The following is a 16,441-nucleotide window of genomic DNA, read 5'->3' as shown; positions in this document are numbered from 1 at the left end:
AGCGGTCATCGGGTTTCGGCGGGCGGGGGCGGGTCCACGACGACCTCCGCCGGCGTCTTCTCCGGACGCCAGCCCCGCCACACCGAGTGCCGCATGCGCCGCTCGCCCGAGGCGCCGTCCGGGCCCTCGGCCCAGTCCGCGTATGTCACCTCGCCCACCAGGCTGGGCGTGACCCAGCGGGCGTCCGACGCGTCCTCGGCCGGCACCCCGGATACGCCCGGCGACTTGCGCTCCATACCGCGCAGCCGCGTGGTGATCTCTCGGCGCTCCCGCTCGGAGAAGCCCGTGCCGACGCGGCCGACGTACCGCAGCAGGGTGTCGCCGTCGGCCTCGGAGCGCGCCTCCGGCACTGCCATGAGCAGCGAACCCATCACCGACGGGTCCGCGCGACCCGGCCGCCAGCCCACGATCACGACCTCCTGCATGGCCTGGTGCTTGATCTTGAGCCACTCGCGCGAGCGCCGTCCGGCGTAGGTGGAGGTGCGGCGCTTGGCGACCACGCCCTCCAGCCGGAGGGTGCGGGACGTGCGGAGCGCGGCCTCCAGGTCGCCGTCGAACGCGGGCGGGAGGTGGATGGGCGCGCTGGGCGTGACCAGGGACTCCAGGAGCTCGCGTCGCTCGGTGTAGGGGCGGGCGGTGACGTCGTCGCCGTCGGCGACCAGCACGTCGAACAGCATGAGGTCCACCTGGACCTGGGCCCTGGCGCGGGCGACGTCGCGCTCCTTGTGCAGGTTGGCGCGGTGCTGGAGACGGCGGAAGTCGGGGCGGCCGGCGCGGTCGAGGGCGACGATCTCGCCGTCGAGCACGACGGGCAGGCGGGCGGCGTCGACCTGGCCCGCGAGCGCGGCGAGCTCGGGGAACGTGACGGTGAGGTCCTGCCCGGAGCGGCTGACCAGGCGCAGGGTCTCGGGGTCCTGGACGTGCGCGAGGGCGCGGAAGCCGTCCCACTTCATCTCGAAGGCCCAGTCGTCGGGCCGGGTGAGGTCGCCGGGGGCGGCTGCGGTGGCGAGCATGGCCCGACGCCGCCCGCCGGCCCCCGCCTCTCGTCGAGTGCTGGGTTTCTGCGGGGTCGGGGGCGTCGAGGACGACAGATGTCCAGCACTCACCGGGGCGGGGGAGCCGTTCGGCTGGGCCTTGGTCAGGTGGATCAGCCAGTTGTTCTCGGCGTCGCCGTCGCGCCCGCCGGTGCGGATCAGGGCGAGCCGCCGGGCCCCGCGTTCCGCGGAGTGCAGCGTGACGATGACCTCGTCGTCGCGCCACTTCTCCAGCTCGTACGTGCCGGAGTCCCAGATCGTGACCTCACCCGCGCCGTACTCGCCGCCCGGGATGCTGCCCTCGAACGCTCCGTACTCCAGGGGATGGTCCTCGGTCTGCACGGCGAGGTGGTTGCGGCCGGGGTCGGTGGGTTCGCCGCGGGGCAGGGCCCAGCTCACCAGCACGCCCTCGTGCTCCAGCCGGAAGTCCCAGTGCAGGCGGCGGGCGTGGTGCTCCTGGATCACGAAGGTGGGGTCGGTCTCGTCGGTCCTGGTCTCGACGGGCTCGCCCGGCGGATGCGGCTCGCCTCGCTCGGAAGTTTCGGGCCCGAACGGCTCTGGGGTCTTCGCCGGGTCGCGCTTGGCGCGGTAGGTCTCCAGCTTCTGGAAGGTGGCCAGGCGCTCCGACGTCGGCTCCAGGGCGGCGAGGTGACCCTCCAGCAGGGGCGCGAGGAGGTCGCCGTCGGCCGCGATGCGCGCGATCACGTCCTCGGGCGTGAGCTGGGCGAGGTCCGGGTCCTCCAGCTCCGCCCAGGTGCGGGGCGCCGCGACCCAGGGCCGGTCGAGCCCGCGCAGGGAGTAGGGCGCGATCGTGGTCTTGTTGCCGTTGTTCTGCGACCAGTCGACCAGCACCTTGCCCGACCGCAGGGCCTTGCTCATGTCGCTGACCACCAGGTCGGGGTGCTCGGCCTCCAGGTAGCGGGCGAGCTCGTGCGCGACGGCGGACACGGCGTCGGAGTCGAGCCGGGTGTCGGCCGCCTTGCCGAGGGCCGCGTACAGGTGGATGCCCTTGGAGCCGGAGGTGACCGGGTATGGCTCCAGGTCCATGCCCTGCAGGATCTCGCGGGCCCAGCGCGCGACCTCGGCGCACTCGGCGAGCCCGGCGCCGGGCCCGGGGTCGAGGTCGAGCACGAGGCGGTCCGGGTCGAGGCGCGCCCCCGTGCGACCGAACTGCCACTGCGGGGTGTGCAGCTCCAGCGTCGCGGTCTGACCCAGCCAGGTCAGGGTCGCCAGGTCGTTGACCAGGACGTAGTCGTTGGCCGACGTCTTGTGCTGGATCGACCGGCGCTTGACCCAGTCCGGGGTGGAGGCGTCGAGGTTCTTCTGGAAGAACATCTGCCCGCCTGTGCCGTCGGGCCAGCGCTTGCGGGTCGCGGGGCGGTTGGCGGCGTGCGGCAGCAGGACGGGTGCCACCTCCGCCAGGTAGTGCAGCACCTCGCCCTTGGTGGTGCCCGACGCCGGGTACAGGACCTTGTCGAGGTTGCTCAGGCGCAGGCGGTGGCCGTCCACCGTGACCGTCTGCGTCGTCGCCATCCCCCCATCATGCCGCCGGTCTGCCGCGCGCGCAGGAGTCGTGCACAGAGTCGTGCGCGGAGTCGGCGAGATCACTCGAACGGTGTAGAGGCCGGGTGAAGAACTCCGCTAGGCTCCCGCGAGTGATTTCTGACATCTCGATCGACGTGTCCCTGGCGCCCCTGTCGGCTGCCGCCGACGCTCCTTCGATCGGCCGGCCCGAGCGGCTCACCGTCTACGGCGCCGAGTGGTGCCGGGACTGCCGGCGCAGCAAGGCGGTGCTCGACGTCCGGCGCGTGGACTACGTCTACGTGGACCTCGTCGAGCACCCCACCCGGGCCGACGAGGCCGAGGCGCTGACCGGCCGCAAGTCCATCCCCGTGCTGGTGTTCCCCGACGGCGAGCACCTGGTGGAGCCCACCAACGCGGAGCTCGCCGCGAAGCTGGACCGCTGCGGCCTCTGACGCCCCCAGGGAACCGCGCCCAGGACTAAACCTGGGCATGTCGTGCGCTTGGGGCGCACCATAGAAGGATGAGGGCGATCTGGAAGGGTGCCGTGACCTTCGGTCTCGTCAACGTCCCGGTCAAGCTGTACAGCGCGACCGAGGACCACGACGTGCCGTTGCACCAGGTGCATGACGCCGACGGCGGACGCATCAGGTACAAGCGCGTGTGCGAGATCGACGGCGAGGTGGTGCCGTACGAGCACATCGACCGGGCCTACGACGACGGCGAGCGCACCGTCGTGCTCACCAAGCAGGACCTCGCCGACCTGCCCGCCGAGCGGGACCGCGAGATCTCGGTGGTCGAGTTCGTGCCCAGCGAGCAGATCGATCCGATCATGTTCGACCGGACCTATTACCTGGAGCCCGACTCCAAGTCCACGAAGGCGTACGTGCTGCTGCGCCGGACGCTGGAGGAGACCGACCGCACGGCGATCGTGAAGTTCGCGCTGCGGCAGCGCACCCGGCTCGCGGCGCTGCGGGTCCGGGAGGAGATCCTGGTGCTGCAGACCCTGCTGTGGGCCGACGAGATCCGCGAGGCTGCGTTCCCGTCCCTCGACGAGCCCGCGAAGGTGAGCGCCAAGGAGCTGACGATGTCGGCCCAGCTCGTCGGCAGCTTCGAGGCGGACTTCACGCCCGAGGACTACGAGGACGACTACCAGGTGCAGCTCCGCAAGCTCGTGGACGCGAAGCTGGAGGCGGGCGAGACCGTCGACACGGCGGCGACGTTCGGCGAGGCGGCCGAGGAGGAGGGCGAGGGCGCCGAGGTCGTGGACCTCATGGAGGCCCTGAAGCGCAGCGTCGCCGACGCGAAGAAGTCCCGCAAGACGTCCCGCAAGACCGGCTGACCTCCCCTCGTCGAGGTCAGCGCGCCGCGGGCGGGGCGAGGTGGGTCGTCAGGCCGCGTTCGCCCGCCCGCATCACGTGGGCGTGCGCCCAGGACAGCGGGGCCGGGGCGAGGGTCGCCGCCGCCCGGAACCACGGCGGCCCGGGGGACACCTGCCACAGGAGGCGCACCTCCGCCGCCGACGGCGTGCCGGCCGGCGCGTCCGCGACGGTCACGTCCGCCCGGCCCTCCAGGTCGCCCGCGACGTCCAGCCGGGCGCGCCCGGCCACGCCGTCGGACGGCGCCGTCGTCTCCCGCAGGTCCAGGCGGAACCGCAGGGCGTACCCGAGCGGGCTGCGCACCCGCAGGTGCGCCCACGTCCCGGGCGCGGCCAGCCCGTCCGGTCCGACGACGCCGTGGGTCGCCCCCGCGGTGAGCCCGGGCCACCAGTCGGGCCAGGTGAACCGGGGGTCGGCGAGCACCGACCAGACCCGGGCGGTGGGGGCGGCCGGACGCCAGACGGACTCGAGGACGAACACGGCCCCCATCGTGCCGTCCACGGACGCCGCGCCGGCCGACGCCGCGCCGTCGTCGGTCAGGGCGGCAGGTGAGCGCGGCGGACGCATGAAAAGGTAGAGGCGATGAGTCGTCCCCACCCGCCCCGCTGGCTGCGCTGGACCCTTGCCGGAGGGGCAGCCGCCCTGTTCTGCCTGATGCTCGGGATCACGACGGCGAGAGCCGACCTCAGCCTCGGCCCGCACGAGGCCACCTACGCCGTCACCGCGGACGACCAGATCGTCGCCGACCTCGGTCCGCTCGGCACGGTCGTGACCGACTCCCCGCTGCCCCTGACCCTCGGGGTGCGGATCACGGTGCACGAGATCCCCACGGACCTCTCGGCCGTGGACGCGGCCAGCTTCGACGCGCTCGCGGGGGACCTCGACGGGTACCTGCAGTTCTTCGACACCCCGCAGCGCACGGTGCGCACCGTGGCGTGGGCGCTGGTCTGGGACGCGCTCCGCGGGGCGGCGGCCGCCGCCGTGGTGCTGGTGGGCGTGGCGTTCGGCCTGCGGGCTCTGCTCGGCGCGCCCCGACGGCGGGAGCTCGCCCGCACCTTCGCGTCCCGTACCTGGGAGATCACCGCGGCCGGCGTCGTCGTCGTGCTGGTGGCCGCGACCGCCACGGCGAGCGCCGGGCCGGAGGAGCGGGCCGCGCTGCCGGCCTCGCCGGTCTTCGCGGGGACGGCCCTGGAGGGGGCGCGGATCACGGGCCGGCTGGCGGGCGTGATCGACACGTACAGCAGCCAGCTGGTGGAGACCTACCAGGCCAACGAGGTGTTCTACGCCGGCGCCCGGGAGAAGCTGATGGCGGCGTGGGACGCCCGGGTCGCGGAGCAGGAGGCGGCCGACGGCGAGCAGGACGCGACGGCGTCGGGCAGCCCGGGGACCACGGACTACGTGACGTTCCTGCTGGTCTCCGACCTGCACTGCAACACGGGGATGACGCCGCTCATCCGTGACCTCGCGGACCGCCTGGCGCCCGACGTCATGCTCAACGCCGGGGACACCACCATCAACGGGACGAGCGTGGAGTCGGTCTGCGTGGACTCGTTCGCCTCCGCGGTGCCGGACGGCGTCCCGTTCGTCGTCTCCGACGGCAACCACGACTCCCGCCTGACGACGGCGACGGAGCTGGCCAACCGGCAGATCGTGCTCGACGGGGAGGTCGTCGAGGTGGAGGGGGTGCGGATCCTGGGCGACCGGGACCCGCTGGAGACGCGGATCGGCGGCGGCACGGTGATCGCGCGCGAGGAGACGCCCGAGGAGGCCGGGGAGCGGCTGCGGGACGTCGCGTGCGAGGCGGCCGGGGAAGCCGGGCTCGGCGGGTTCACCGAGGAGGACCGGGTCGACCTGCTGATGATCCACCAGCCGGCCGTCGGCGACGCTGCCCTGGAGTCGGGCTGTGTGCCGTTCCAGATCTCGGGGCACATGCACAAGCGGATCGGTCCCGACGTGGTGGGCTACGGCGTGCGGTACGTGAACGCGAGCACGGGCGGGGCCACGAAGGGGAACGCGTCGGTGGGGCCGCTGCGCGACACCTCCCAGATGACGGTGCTGCGGTTCGACCCGGAGCGGCGGCAGTTCGTGGACTGGCAGCTCGTCGAGGTGACACCCGAGGGCGAGGCGGCCGTGAGCGAGCGTCAGGCCGTCCCGCAGCCCGTTCCGCTGCCGGACGAGGTGCCCGACGACGCGCCGGGCGACGTACCGGATGCGGGCCCGGCGCCGTCGTCGTCGGCGCCGGGCAACTAGGCTCGGGGCGTGGAGATCACAACCGACCCGGCCGAGCTGACGCCCGTCGCCCAGGACTACCTGAAGGCGGTGTGGTCGGCCCAGGAGTGGTCGGACGAGAAGGTGACCACCAAGCATCTGGCCGACCGGCTGGGCGTGGGCGCGTCCACGGTGTCCGAGACGGTGCGCCGGCTGAGCGGCCAGGGGCTGCTGGAGCACGAGCGGTACGGCGCGATCCGGCTGACGGACGAGGGCCGCAGGCTCGCGCTCGTGATGGTGCGCCGGCACCGGCTCCTGGAGACGTTCCTCGTGGAACAGCTCGGGTACGGGTGGGACGAGGTGCACGACGAGGCCGAGGTCCTGGAGCACGCGGTCTCGGACGTCTTCGTGGAGCGGATGGCGGCGCGGCTGGGCAACCCGTCGCGCGACCCGCACGGCGACCCGATCCCGTCCGCCGACGGCACGGTGGTGCGGCCCGACGCGGTGCCGCTGTCGTCGATGCACGCGGGCGACGCGGGCACGGTGGTGCGGATCTCCGACGCCGACCCGGAGGCGCTGCGGTACCTCGCGGAGCTGGGCCTGGACCTGGACATCCGCGTGGAGGTCACCACGCGGCGTGAGTTCGCGGGGACGGTCGCCGTCGCCTGGACGTGCCCGCCCGCTCCAAGGCCCGACGGCGGAGCGGTCGGCGGCGGTGCAGCCGGCGCCGACGAGCGCGTGGCCGATCTCGGCCTGCTGGCGGCCTCCCGCGTGTGGGTGGCGCAGGAGTAGTCTGCTCCCCGTTCCCTCGTGCTCGTCGCCGGTGTCGTCGACGGTAGACCGAATCGATACGACACTCCCGGAGACCCCATGGCGAGCAGTGCACCCCAGAACGCCCCGGACCAGGCGCCCGGCACCGGCTCGATGCGCCGTGCCGCGCCCGCGCTCGTCGCGCTGGCGGTGGGCGGGTTCACCATCGGCACCACCGAGTTCGCCGCGATGGGCCTGCTGCCCGACGTCGGCCTCGACCTCGGCGCGACCGACCCCCAGGTGGGGCACACCATCACCGCGTACGCGCTCGGCGTGGTCGTCGGGGCGCCGCTGCTGACCGTGGCCGCGGCGCGGATGTCGCGCAAGCGCCTCCTGCTCGCGCTGATGGGCTTCTACACGGTGGCGAACGTGCTGTCCGCCGCGGCGCCCGACATCGGCTGGCTCGTGGTCGGGCGCTTCTTCGCGGGGCTCCCGCACGGCGCGTTCTTCGGCGTCGGCGCCGCGGTCGGTGCCGCCGTGGCCGGCCCGGCGCAGCGCGGGCGGGCGGTCGCGACGATGATGACCGGCCTGACCATCGCGAACGTCGTCGGCGTGCCGCTGTCCACGTGGGTGGGCCAGGCGTTCGGCTGGCGCGTCTCCTACGTGCTGATCGGCGTGCTGGGCACCGCCACGCTCCTGGGGCTCTGGCGGCTGATCCCGGCCGGCGCCGGCGGCGAGGGCCGCTCGGTGCGCACCGAGCTGGCGACCCTGCGCAACGGGCCGCTGTGGTTCGCGTTCGTGGCCGGCGCGATCGGGTTCGGCGGGATGTTCGCCGTCTACACCTATGTGGCCCCCACCATGACGGGCGTGACCGGCCTGCCCGGCGGCGCCGTGCCGTGGGTCCTCGCCCTGTTCGGCGTCGGCATGACGGTCGGCACGCAGATCGGCGGACGGCTCGCCGACCGCGGCGTGCTGCGGGCGGTGCTCATCGGCTTCGTCGCCACCGCGGCCTCCCTCGTGTTGTTCGCGCTGACCGGCGCCTCGGTGGTGCCCGCGCTCGTCTCGCTGTTCCTGCTGGGCGTCACCTCGCAGATGCTGGGGCTCGCGTTCCAGACCCGGCTCATGGACCTGGCGCCCGGCGCGCCGTCGCTGGGGGCCGCGCTGTGCCACGCAGGCCTCAACGTGGCCAACGGCGCCGGGGCGTTCCTGGGCGGCGTGGTCATCGACGCGGGCTGGGGCTACCTGGCACCCGCGTGGGCCGGCGCCGTCGTCACCGTGCTGGGCCTCGGGCTGATCGTGGCGTTCGGCCGGCAGCGAGTGGTGCACCAGCCGACGGAGACCGCACTGTGACCCGGGTCTCAGCAATGTCCCAGACTGCGCCGGTAGCGTAGGGCGGGTGACTGAGACCGGGGCGACCACGACGTCGTCGGACAGCTCGATGGACAGCTCGCCGGACGGCGAGAACGAGGTCGCCACGTACGGACCCAAGCCGCTCGGCGGCCGGGCCATGGCGCTGATCCTGGTGGTGCTGGGCGCGGTCGGTTTCGCCGCCTCCTTCGCCCTGGCCTGGGAGAAGTACCTCAAACTTCTCGACCCGGACCGGACGGCGTCCTGCAGCATCAACCTGTTCGTCGACTGCGGTGCCGCGATGTCCTCGTGGCAGGGCGCGCTGCTCGGCTTCCCCAACCCCTACCTGGGTGTCGCGGCGTTCCCCGTGGTGATCACCACGGGTGTGATGCTGTTGCTCGGCACGCGCCTGCCGCGCTGGTACTGGATGTCGCTGCTGGTCGGTACCGTGCTGGGCCAGGCGCTCGTGTTCTTCCTGATGTGGACCAGCTTCTACGCGATCGTGGCGCTGTGCCCCTACTGCATGGTCGTGTGGACCATCATGTGGCCGCTGCTCTGGTACCAGCTGGTGCGCGGCGTGCAGTCGGGCGACCTGCCCGCGAGCGCAGGCCTGCGCAGCATCGTGGTGGGTAACCGGCACATCATCCTGGTCATCGGCTACGTGGCGGCCGTGGCGTGGCTGATGATCGCGGTGGGCGGGCCCCTGATCGACTCGTTCTGACGGGTCCGCGGCGGGGCTGCTCGCGGCTCCGCGGGGTCCGGGGAGTTACCGCGTCCTAGAGGTGTGTTGCGCTGCGTAGACCTTGTCCACGCAGCGCAACACACCTCTTTGTTGTTGTCTCGCACCGGGACTCTGCGCGGGATCAGTCGGCAGGCTCGGCCGCGGAGGCTCGTCGCGCAGGCTCAGCGGCGCAGGGCCTCGCGCAGCACCCGGCCCTCACTGCCCGACGGCGGCGCGTAGCCCAGCAGCGCGGAGATCGTCGGCGCGACGTCGACGTGGCGCGGGTCGCGCGGGTGCGCGCCCGGTCGGACGCCGGCACCGGCGAGGACGAGCGGGATCCGCAGCTCGGTGGTCGCGCCGTGCCGGCCGGCCGGGTCGGTGGGTGTGGCCCCGAACGACCAGCCGGGCTTCGGCTCCACGAGCAGGTCGCCGTGGTTCGGGCTCATCCGCAGGCGCCGCTGGTCGGCCTTGTCGAAGACGTTCCGCACCTGCGGCAGCGCCGTCAGCGCCCGCTCCAGGCGGCGGACGACGGCGCGGTCGCCGGCCCGCTCGCCGACGAGACGCACGTCGGCGACCCCGCCCACGACGATCACGACGTCGGTCCCTGGCGCGGGGGACTGCCCGCTGGTCAGGACCTGCGGGGTGAAGCCGGCCGCCTCGATCGCCGCGAGCCCTTCGGCGGCGAACCCCTTGTCGAAGGTGGTCATGCCGTGGTCGCCCGTGATGACGAACGCCGTGCTGTCGTGGACGCCGGCCTCCTTCGTGGCGGCGACGATGCGCCCGATCTGCCGGTCGATGTCTTCCAGGGCGCCGGGGATGCGGGGGTCGGCGTCGCCGCCGTCGTGCCCGATCGCGTCGAGCGTGTCGCAGTAGACCGCCATGAGGTCGGGGATGCCGCTGGTCGTGACGAGCTGGCCGTTCGAGCTGACGGGCTCGCCGCGCAGCACGGCCACGACGTCGTCGGTGCGGCGCGCGCAGTCGCCGCCGGGCTGCGTGTACAGGGCGTCGGGGTCGCCGAAGGTGACGCCGTGGTTCTGCAGGATGAACCACTGCGACGAGAAGACGGTGCCGCCCTGCTCCCGGATCGACTCCGCGACGGTCGGTACGGCGAGGTCGCGCTGCTGGCCCCGCGCGGTGTTGCTCGCGGCGTCGAACCAGTAGGCGGTGTTGTGGTGGGTGGCGGGCCAGGCGCCCGTGGCGACCGAGGACCACGACGGGTTGGTGATCGACGTCATCACGCCGGTCGAGGTGGTGACGCTGCCCGCACGGAGGAGGGCGCGCAGGTTCGGCATCTCGACCGTGCCGGGGGAGCGGGCGCCGTCGCGCACCAGGTCGAGGTAGTCGACGTCGAACCCGTCCAGGGCGAGGAAGATCACGTGGTCGGCGCGGGCAGCGGGGCCGCCTCGGGCGTCGTCGTCGGGCAGCGGCGCGGCGGCGGCGGTCGACGCCGTCCACACGGTCGCGGCGGCGATGCTGGTGGCGAGGATCTTTCGCAACGAGGGCATCATGCGGGCAATTCGAGCACCCGCGGGGCGAACTTCGGGGGAGGTGGGGGCGAATGTCGGATGAACCCTGGAGGCTGTGGACGACCGAGGGCCCGGGCCCGGCGCACTCGGTAGACTCGGCCGGGTGACCATGCCCGACGCACCCGAGCGCACCACGTCTCCCGACGAGCCCCGTTTCCGCTACACCCCGACCCTCGCACAGCAGATCGAGCTGCGCTGGCAGGACATCTGGGAGGAGCGCGGCACGTTCCACGCGGCGAACCCGCAGGGGCGACTTACGGGGCCGGGCGGGAGCCCGGCGGCGGGCGACCCGTACTTCATCATGGACATGTTCCCGTACCCCTCGGGTGCGGGCCTGCACGTGGGTCACCCGCTGGGCTACATCGCCACGGACGTGACCGGGCGCTTCCGCCGCATGCGCGGCGACAACGTGCTGCACGCGCTGGGCTACGACGCGTTCGGCCTGCCCGCCGAGCAGTACGCGGTCCAGACGGGCCAGCACCCGCGGACCACCACCGAGGCCAACATCGGCAACATGCGCAGGCAGCTGCGCCGCCTCGGCCTGGGCCACGACTCGCGCCGCACGTTCGCGACGATCGACCCCGAGTACGTCCGCTGGACGCAGTGGATCTTCCTGCAGATCTTCGAGTCCTGGTACGACGCCGACGCGGAGCGTCCCGGCCCCGTGACGGGTGCGGGCGACGGCACGGGCCGCGCGCGCCCCATCGCGGAGCTGCGCGCCGAGCTGGCCGCGGGCACGCGGCCCGTCCCCGGGCACGACGGCGACAACGCCGGCGGTGCCGTCTGGTCCGCGCTGAGCGAGCCGGAGCAGCGGGACGTCATCGACGCGCAGCGGCTCGCCTACGTCGACTCCTCGCCGGTCAACTGGTGCCCAGGCCTGGGCACCGTGCTGGCGAACGAGGAGGTCACGGCCGACGGCCGGTCCGAGCGCGGCAACTTCCCCGTCTTCCAGCGCAGCCTGCGCCAGTGGAAGATGCGCATCACGGCCTACGCCGACCGCCTCACGGACGACCTGGAGCTCATCGACTGGCCCGAGAAGGTCAAGTCGATGCAGCGCAACTGGATCGGCCGGTCCACGGGCGCCAACGTGCGGTTCGACGTCGTCGGCACCGCCGAGGGCGACCCGGCCGGCGCGGCGGGCTCGCTGGAGGTCTTCACCACCCGGCCCGACACGCTGTTCGGCGCCACCTTCATGGTGGTCGCCCCGGAGCACCCGCTGCTGGACGAGGTCCCCGCGGCCTGGCCCGACGGCACGCGCTCCGCGTGGACCGGCGGGTACGACACCCCGGTCGAGGCCGTCGCCGCCTACCGCCGCGAGTCGTCCGCCAAGACCGCCGTCGAGCGGCAGGCCGACGCCGGCAAGAAGACCGGCGTGTTCACCGGGCACCTGGCCGTCAACCCGGTCAGCGGGCTGCAGGTCCCGGTCTTCACCGCGGACTACGTGCTCATGGGCTACGGCACCGGCGCCATCATGGCCGTGCCGGGCGGCGACGAGCGCGACTTCGCGTTCGCCGAGGCCTACGACCTGCCGGTGATCCACACCGTCGAGCCGACCGGTGGCCTGCCTGAGGACCACACCGGCGCGTACGCGGGCGACGGCGTCGCCGTGCGGTCCGCCAACGACGAGATCTCGCTGGACGGCCTGGGCGTGGTCGAGGCCAAGGCCAAGATCATCGCCTGGCTGGAGAGCAAGGGCATCGGCGAGGGCACCACCACGTACCGTCTCAACGACTGGCTGTTCAGCCGCCAGCGCTACTGGGGCGAGCCGTTCCCCGTGGTGTGGGACGAGGACGACCGCCCGGTCGCCATCCCCGACGCGATGCTTCCGGTGGACCTGCCGGACGTGCCGGACTACGCGCCGCGCACCTTCGACCCGGAGGACGCCAATTCGGAGCCCGAGGCGCCGCTGGGCCGCAACGACGACTGGGTGCACGTCACCCTCGACCTCGGCGACGGGCCCAAGAAGTACCGCCGCGACACCAACACCATGCCCAACTGGGCCGGGTCGTGCTGGTACTACCTGCGCTACCTCGACCCCGCCGAGACCACGGCGGCCGCGCTGCCCGAGCTCGAGAATTACTGGCTGGGGCCGCAGCACAACCCGACGTCCGGCCCGGCCGGCGGCGTCGACCTCTACGTGGGCGGCGTGGAGCACGCCGTGCTGCACCTGCTGTACGCGCGGTTCTGGCACAAGGTCCTTTTCGACCTGGGCCACGTCAGCGGCGTCGAGCCGTTCGGCAAGCTCTTCAACCAGGGCTACATCCAGGCTTACGCATTCACCGACTCGCGCGGCCAGTACGTGCCGGCCGAGGAGGTCGAGGGCGACGAGCAGGCCGGGTTCACCTGGCAGGGCCAGCCCGTCAACCGTGAGTACGGGAAGATGGGCAAGTCGCTCAAGAACGTGGTGACGCCCGACGAGATGTACGAGCAGTACGGCGCCGACACGTTCCGCGTCTACGAGATGTCGATGGGCCCGCTGGACCTGTCGCGCCCGTGGGAGACCCGCGCCGTCGTCGGGTCGCAGCGGTTCCTGCAGCGGCTGTGGCGCAATGTCGTCTCCGAGGAGACGGGCGAGCTCACCGTCACCGACGACGAGCCCGACACCGCCACGCTGCGCGCCGTGCACCGCGCCATCGCCGACGTCCGCGTCGAGATGGAGAACATGCGGCCCAACACCGCGATCGCCAAGCTCATCACGCTGAACAACCACCTCACGGGGCTGTCGGCCGTGCCGCGCTCGGCCGTGGAGCCGCTCGTCCTCATGACGGCGCCCATCGCGCCGCACATCGCGGAGGAGCTGTGGTCCCGCCTCGGCCACGAGGAGTCACTGGCCCACGCGCCGTTCCCGGCCGCCGACGAGCAGTACCTCGTGCAGGACACCGTGACCTGCGTGGTGCAGGTGCAGGGCAAGGTGCGAGCCAAGTTCGAGGTCGCCCCGGACATCTCCGCGGAGGACCTGGAGGCGACGGCCCTGGCCGAGCCGAACGTGGTCAAGTTCCTGGACGGCCGCGGCGTGCGCAAGGTGATCGTCCGCGCCCCGAAGCTGGTCAACATCGTCCCGGCCTGACCCTTCTTTCCGCTGAGTGCTGGGTATTTGTTGAGTTCTCGGTCCGGAACCAACAAATACCCAGCACTCAACGTTCCAGCAGGGCCGTGCGTCGTGTGACGGCCGCGCGGATCCTGGCGACCAGACGGGCAGGGTGCCGGATGACTTCGTCCGCCGTCGCCGTGATGATCAGCCACCCCGCGTCCTCGAGGCGCTGCCGACGCTCGACGTCATGACGCCACGTCTCCGGGTCGGTCCGATGGTGGTCGCCGTCGTACTCGATGGCGATCCTGAGCTGCGGATAGGAGAGATCGGGAAGCGCGAGGAACTCGCCTGCGGCATCGCGCGCTGGGACGTTCACGGCGGGCTCGGGCAGGCCCGCGTCCACGACGACCAACCGCAGCCTCGTCTCCATGGGCGAGTCGGTTCCCGGCCGGACCAGGTCGACAGCCTCGCGGCAGAGCGCCAGCCCTCTCATCTTGAAGGTCTCGCGCATGAGATGCCTCAGCGCCGGCACCGTGGTTGCCGGCGCCTTACGACGCGTCATCGCGTCCCCCAGGCCGACGAGGCTGTCGCGGTCCAGGCCGTGCGCGACCTGAAGCCAGGTCTGAGGCGCCGACGTGATGCGTAGACCGAACCGGTCGACGACGTCGAGCTGCTTCTGACCGCAGAAGTGTGCGGTGATCGCATACCGCTGCGCCCGCTCGCCCCTGCGGGGGGTCACGACATGAATCGCCTGATCTTCCGCGAGTTGCCAGGGGAGGTCGACGCCGAGCAGCCGCAGCGCCGTCGTGCGTGCGAAGGCGGCGTTCGGATGTACCACGCGCGTGATCGCGCGGCAGCGGTCGATGAGCGACGGGTCGGCGTCGTCGATCCGGACGCCGGACGTCGGAACCGCGAACCGTCCGGCTCGCAACAGATGAGGGCTGATATCAAGGTCCGATGCTTCGGACACGGTGAAGATGCGGTTTGCCACAGGTTCAGGCTGAACTCCGTGACACGGCCCTGCTGACTATCCACAGCCCCGCGACCCCCTTCCCGTTGAGTGCTGGCTATTTGCGGAGATTTCCGGGCCGGGACAACAAATAGCCAGCACTCAACGACGGTGGGTCAGCGCTTGCGGGTGCCGAACAGGGAGCGGGTCAGCTCGCGGACCAGGACCGTGCCCGCCGTCTTGGCCAGCGACGCCACCACGCGATTGCGGTCGCGGGCGGCCTGCTCCTTGTGCCGGGCCTCCGCCTTCTCACGCGTCGCCGCCTCCTTCTCGAGCCGGGCGCGCTCCTTGGCCAGCTCCCGCTCGTCCTCGGCCGCGGTCGCCGAGCCCTCGGCGGCGGCGCGGCCGGCCGCCTGCTCCTGCGTCTTCGCCTGCAGCAGCTCGAACGCGGACTCCGCGTCGACCGCGGTCCCGTACCTCGCCTGGCCGGGGGAGGCCGCGACGACCTGGTCGATCGCGGCGTCGCCGGCCGGGTCCATCGAGGCCTGCGGTGCCCGCACCCGGGTCCAGGCGACGGGCGAGGGCGCACCCTTCTCGGTCAGCACGGTGACCACCGCCTCACCCGTGCCGAGCGACTGCAGCAGACGCTCCAGGTCGTACGGCGACTTCGGGAAGGTGCGGGCTGCGGCCCGCAGCGCCGTGGCGTCGTCGGGCGTGAAGGCGCGCAGCGCGTGCTGCACCCGGTTGCCGAGCTGGGCCAGGACGTCGGACGGCACGTCCTTGGGCGACTGCGTCACGAAGAAGACGCCCACGCCCTTGGACCGGATCAGCCGTACCGTCTGGACCACCTGCTGCAGGAAGTCCTTCGAGGCACCGGTGAAAAGCAGGTGCGCCTCGTCGAAGAAGAACACGAGCTTCGGCTTGTCGGCGTCGCCCACCTCGGGCAGGTCCTGGAAGAGGTCCGCGAGCAGCCACATGAGGAACGTCGAGAAGAGCTGCGGCCGGTCCTGCACCGCGGGCAGCTCCAGCACGCTCAGCACGCCGAGATCATCCTTGGTCGCGATCAGGTCCGACGTCGCGAACGCGGGCTCACCGAAGAACACGTCGGCGCCCTGCCCCTCCAGCCCCACGATCTCGCGCAGGATGACGCCCGCCGTGGCCGCGGAGACACCGCCGATACCCTTGAGCTCCCCCTTGCCCTCGTCCGAGGTCAGGTAGGCGATCACCGACTGCAGGTCCTTCAGGTCCAGCAGCGCCAGGCCCTTCGTGTCGGCCCAGTGGAAGATCAGCGTGAGGCTCGACTCCTGCGTCTCGTTGAGGCCCAGCACCTTGGACATCAGGAGCGGCCCGAAGTCGGTGACCGTCGTGCGGATCGGCACGCCCTTGCCGATCCCGCCGAGCGAGTAGAACTCGACCGGGTACTGGGTCGGCCTCCAGTCCTGTCCGATGCTGACCGCGCGCTCCGCGACCTTCGGGTTGTCCGGACCGGGCAGCGCGAGCCCCGACAGGTCGCCCTTGACGTCCGCCAGGAAGACCGGCACCCCGGCCAGCGACAGCCCCTCGGCCATGCCCTGGAGCGTCTTGGTCTTGCCGGTTCCCGTGGCACCCGCCACGAGGCCGTGCCGGTTCAGCATCGAGAGCGCGAAACCGACCTGGACCTGCGGGTTCGGTGTGGCCTCACCGCCGGGCTCACCCTCCAGGAGGGCGCCCAGCGGCAGCGTGGCCTCGGCCGCGTAGCCCGCGGCGACCTCGGCCGCGTAGCCGTCGAGCAGGGCGCCGGGGGCGTCGGGTACCTCGGACGACGTCGGCGCTGCCTCCTCCGGTCCGCCCGTCTCCGGGGCCGCGGGCGCGGCTGCCCGCTCCGCCTCCTCGAGGGCCTTCTGGGCCGCGGCGGCGGCCTCGCGCAGAGCGGCGAGATCTGGCGTCGATGCATCGGGCATGTCTCGGATGCTAAGTCGGCCCCTGGTGCCGCGCG

12 protein-coding genes are annotated in these 16,441 nt (G+C 72.4%); 7 read left to right on the top strand and 5 right to left on the bottom strand.

The annotated features are described in order from the left end of the window. Nucleotides 1-5: 5 nt before the first annotated feature. Complete coding sequence (locus ACZ7LE_RS16300) at nt 6-2,567, bottom strand: ATP-dependent DNA ligase (protein WP_470404289.1); 2,562 nt, start codon at nt 2,565-2,567, stop codon at nt 6-8. A gap of 122 nt (nt 2,568-2,689) precedes the next feature. Between ACZ7LE_RS16300 and ACZ7LE_RS16295 the strand changes: the two genes are divergently transcribed. Then, nucleotides 2,690-3,010, top strand: a complete 321-nt coding sequence (locus ACZ7LE_RS16295) for a glutaredoxin family protein (protein ID WP_470404288.1) — start codon at nt 2,690-2,692, stop codon at nt 3,008-3,010. A 68-nt stretch (nt 3,011-3,078) separates the two neighbouring features. Continuing rightward, complete coding sequence (gene ku, locus ACZ7LE_RS16290) at nt 3,079-3,897, top strand: non-homologous end joining protein Ku (protein WP_470404287.1); 819 nt, start codon at nt 3,079-3,081, stop codon at nt 3,895-3,897. A gap of 16 nt (nt 3,898-3,913) precedes the next feature. Here the strand turns inward: ku and ACZ7LE_RS16285 are convergent, their stop codons facing one another. Beyond that, nucleotides 3,914-4,501: an SRPBCC family protein gene (locus tag ACZ7LE_RS16285; protein ID WP_470404286.1), complete on the bottom strand. Its 588-nt coding sequence runs from the start codon at nt 4,499-4,501 to the stop codon at nt 3,914-3,916. A gap of 15 nt (nt 4,502-4,516) precedes the next feature. Here ACZ7LE_RS16285 and ACZ7LE_RS16280 point away from each other — a divergent pair, with 15 nt between their 5' ends. The 4 genes from ACZ7LE_RS16280 (at nt 4,517) to ACZ7LE_RS16265 (ending at nt 8,960) form a co-directional block, all read left to right on the top strand. Continuing rightward, on the top strand, nt 4,517-6,184 hold the full coding sequence (locus ACZ7LE_RS16280; protein WP_470404285.1) for a metallophosphoesterase family protein: 1,668 nt from the start codon (nt 4,517-4,519) through the stop codon (nt 6,182-6,184). 9 nt (nt 6,185-6,193) lie between these two features. Further along, a complete protein-coding gene (locus ACZ7LE_RS16275) occupies nt 6,194-6,934 on the top strand; it encodes a metal-dependent transcriptional regulator (protein WP_470404284.1) in 741 nt (246 codons plus the stop codon). A 78-nt stretch (nt 6,935-7,012) separates the two neighbouring features. Next, the gene (locus ACZ7LE_RS16270) at nt 7,013-8,242 is read left to right on the top strand and encodes an MFS transporter (protein ID WP_470404283.1); all 1,230 of its coding nucleotides are present in this window, start codon (nt 7,013-7,015) and stop codon (nt 8,240-8,242) included. Between the two features lie 46 nt (nt 8,243-8,288). Continuing rightward, nucleotides 8,289-8,960, top strand: coding sequence for a vitamin K epoxide reductase family protein (locus ACZ7LE_RS16265; protein WP_470404282.1), 672 nt, complete (start codon nt 8,289-8,291; stop codon nt 8,958-8,960). Between the two features lie 182 nt (nt 8,961-9,142). On the opposite strand, the gene ACZ7LE_RS16260 is transcribed toward ACZ7LE_RS16265, so the two are convergent. After that, nucleotides 9,143-10,468, bottom strand: coding sequence for an alkaline phosphatase family protein (locus tag ACZ7LE_RS16260; RefSeq protein WP_470404281.1), 1,326 nt, complete (start codon nt 10,466-10,468; stop codon nt 9,143-9,145). 127 nt (nt 10,469-10,595) lie between these two features. Between ACZ7LE_RS16260 and leuS the strand changes: the two genes are divergently transcribed. Further along, complete coding sequence (gene leuS / locus ACZ7LE_RS16255; protein ID WP_470404561.1) at nt 10,596-13,553, top strand: leucine--tRNA ligase; 2,958 nt, start codon at nt 10,596-10,598, stop codon at nt 13,551-13,553. Between the two features lie 67 nt (nt 13,554-13,620). Here leuS and ACZ7LE_RS16250 read toward each other — a convergent pair whose 3' ends face one another. Beyond that, entirely contained in the window at nt 13,621-14,508 is an 888-nt protein-coding gene (locus ACZ7LE_RS16250; protein ID WP_470404280.1) for an endonuclease domain-containing protein, read from the bottom strand. A 134-nt stretch (nt 14,509-14,642) separates the two neighbouring features. Continuing rightward, nucleotides 14,643-16,406, bottom strand: coding sequence for a helicase HerA-like domain-containing protein (locus ACZ7LE_RS16245; RefSeq protein ID WP_470404279.1), 1,764 nt, complete (start codon nt 16,404-16,406; stop codon nt 14,643-14,645). Nucleotides 16,407-16,441: the final 35 nt, after the last annotated feature.

Source organism: Promicromonospora sp. NPDC110617 (genome assembly GCF_055598465.1).
Note: the sequence above shows the minus strand (reverse complement) of the source record. Positions and strands in the feature narration are given on the sequence as shown.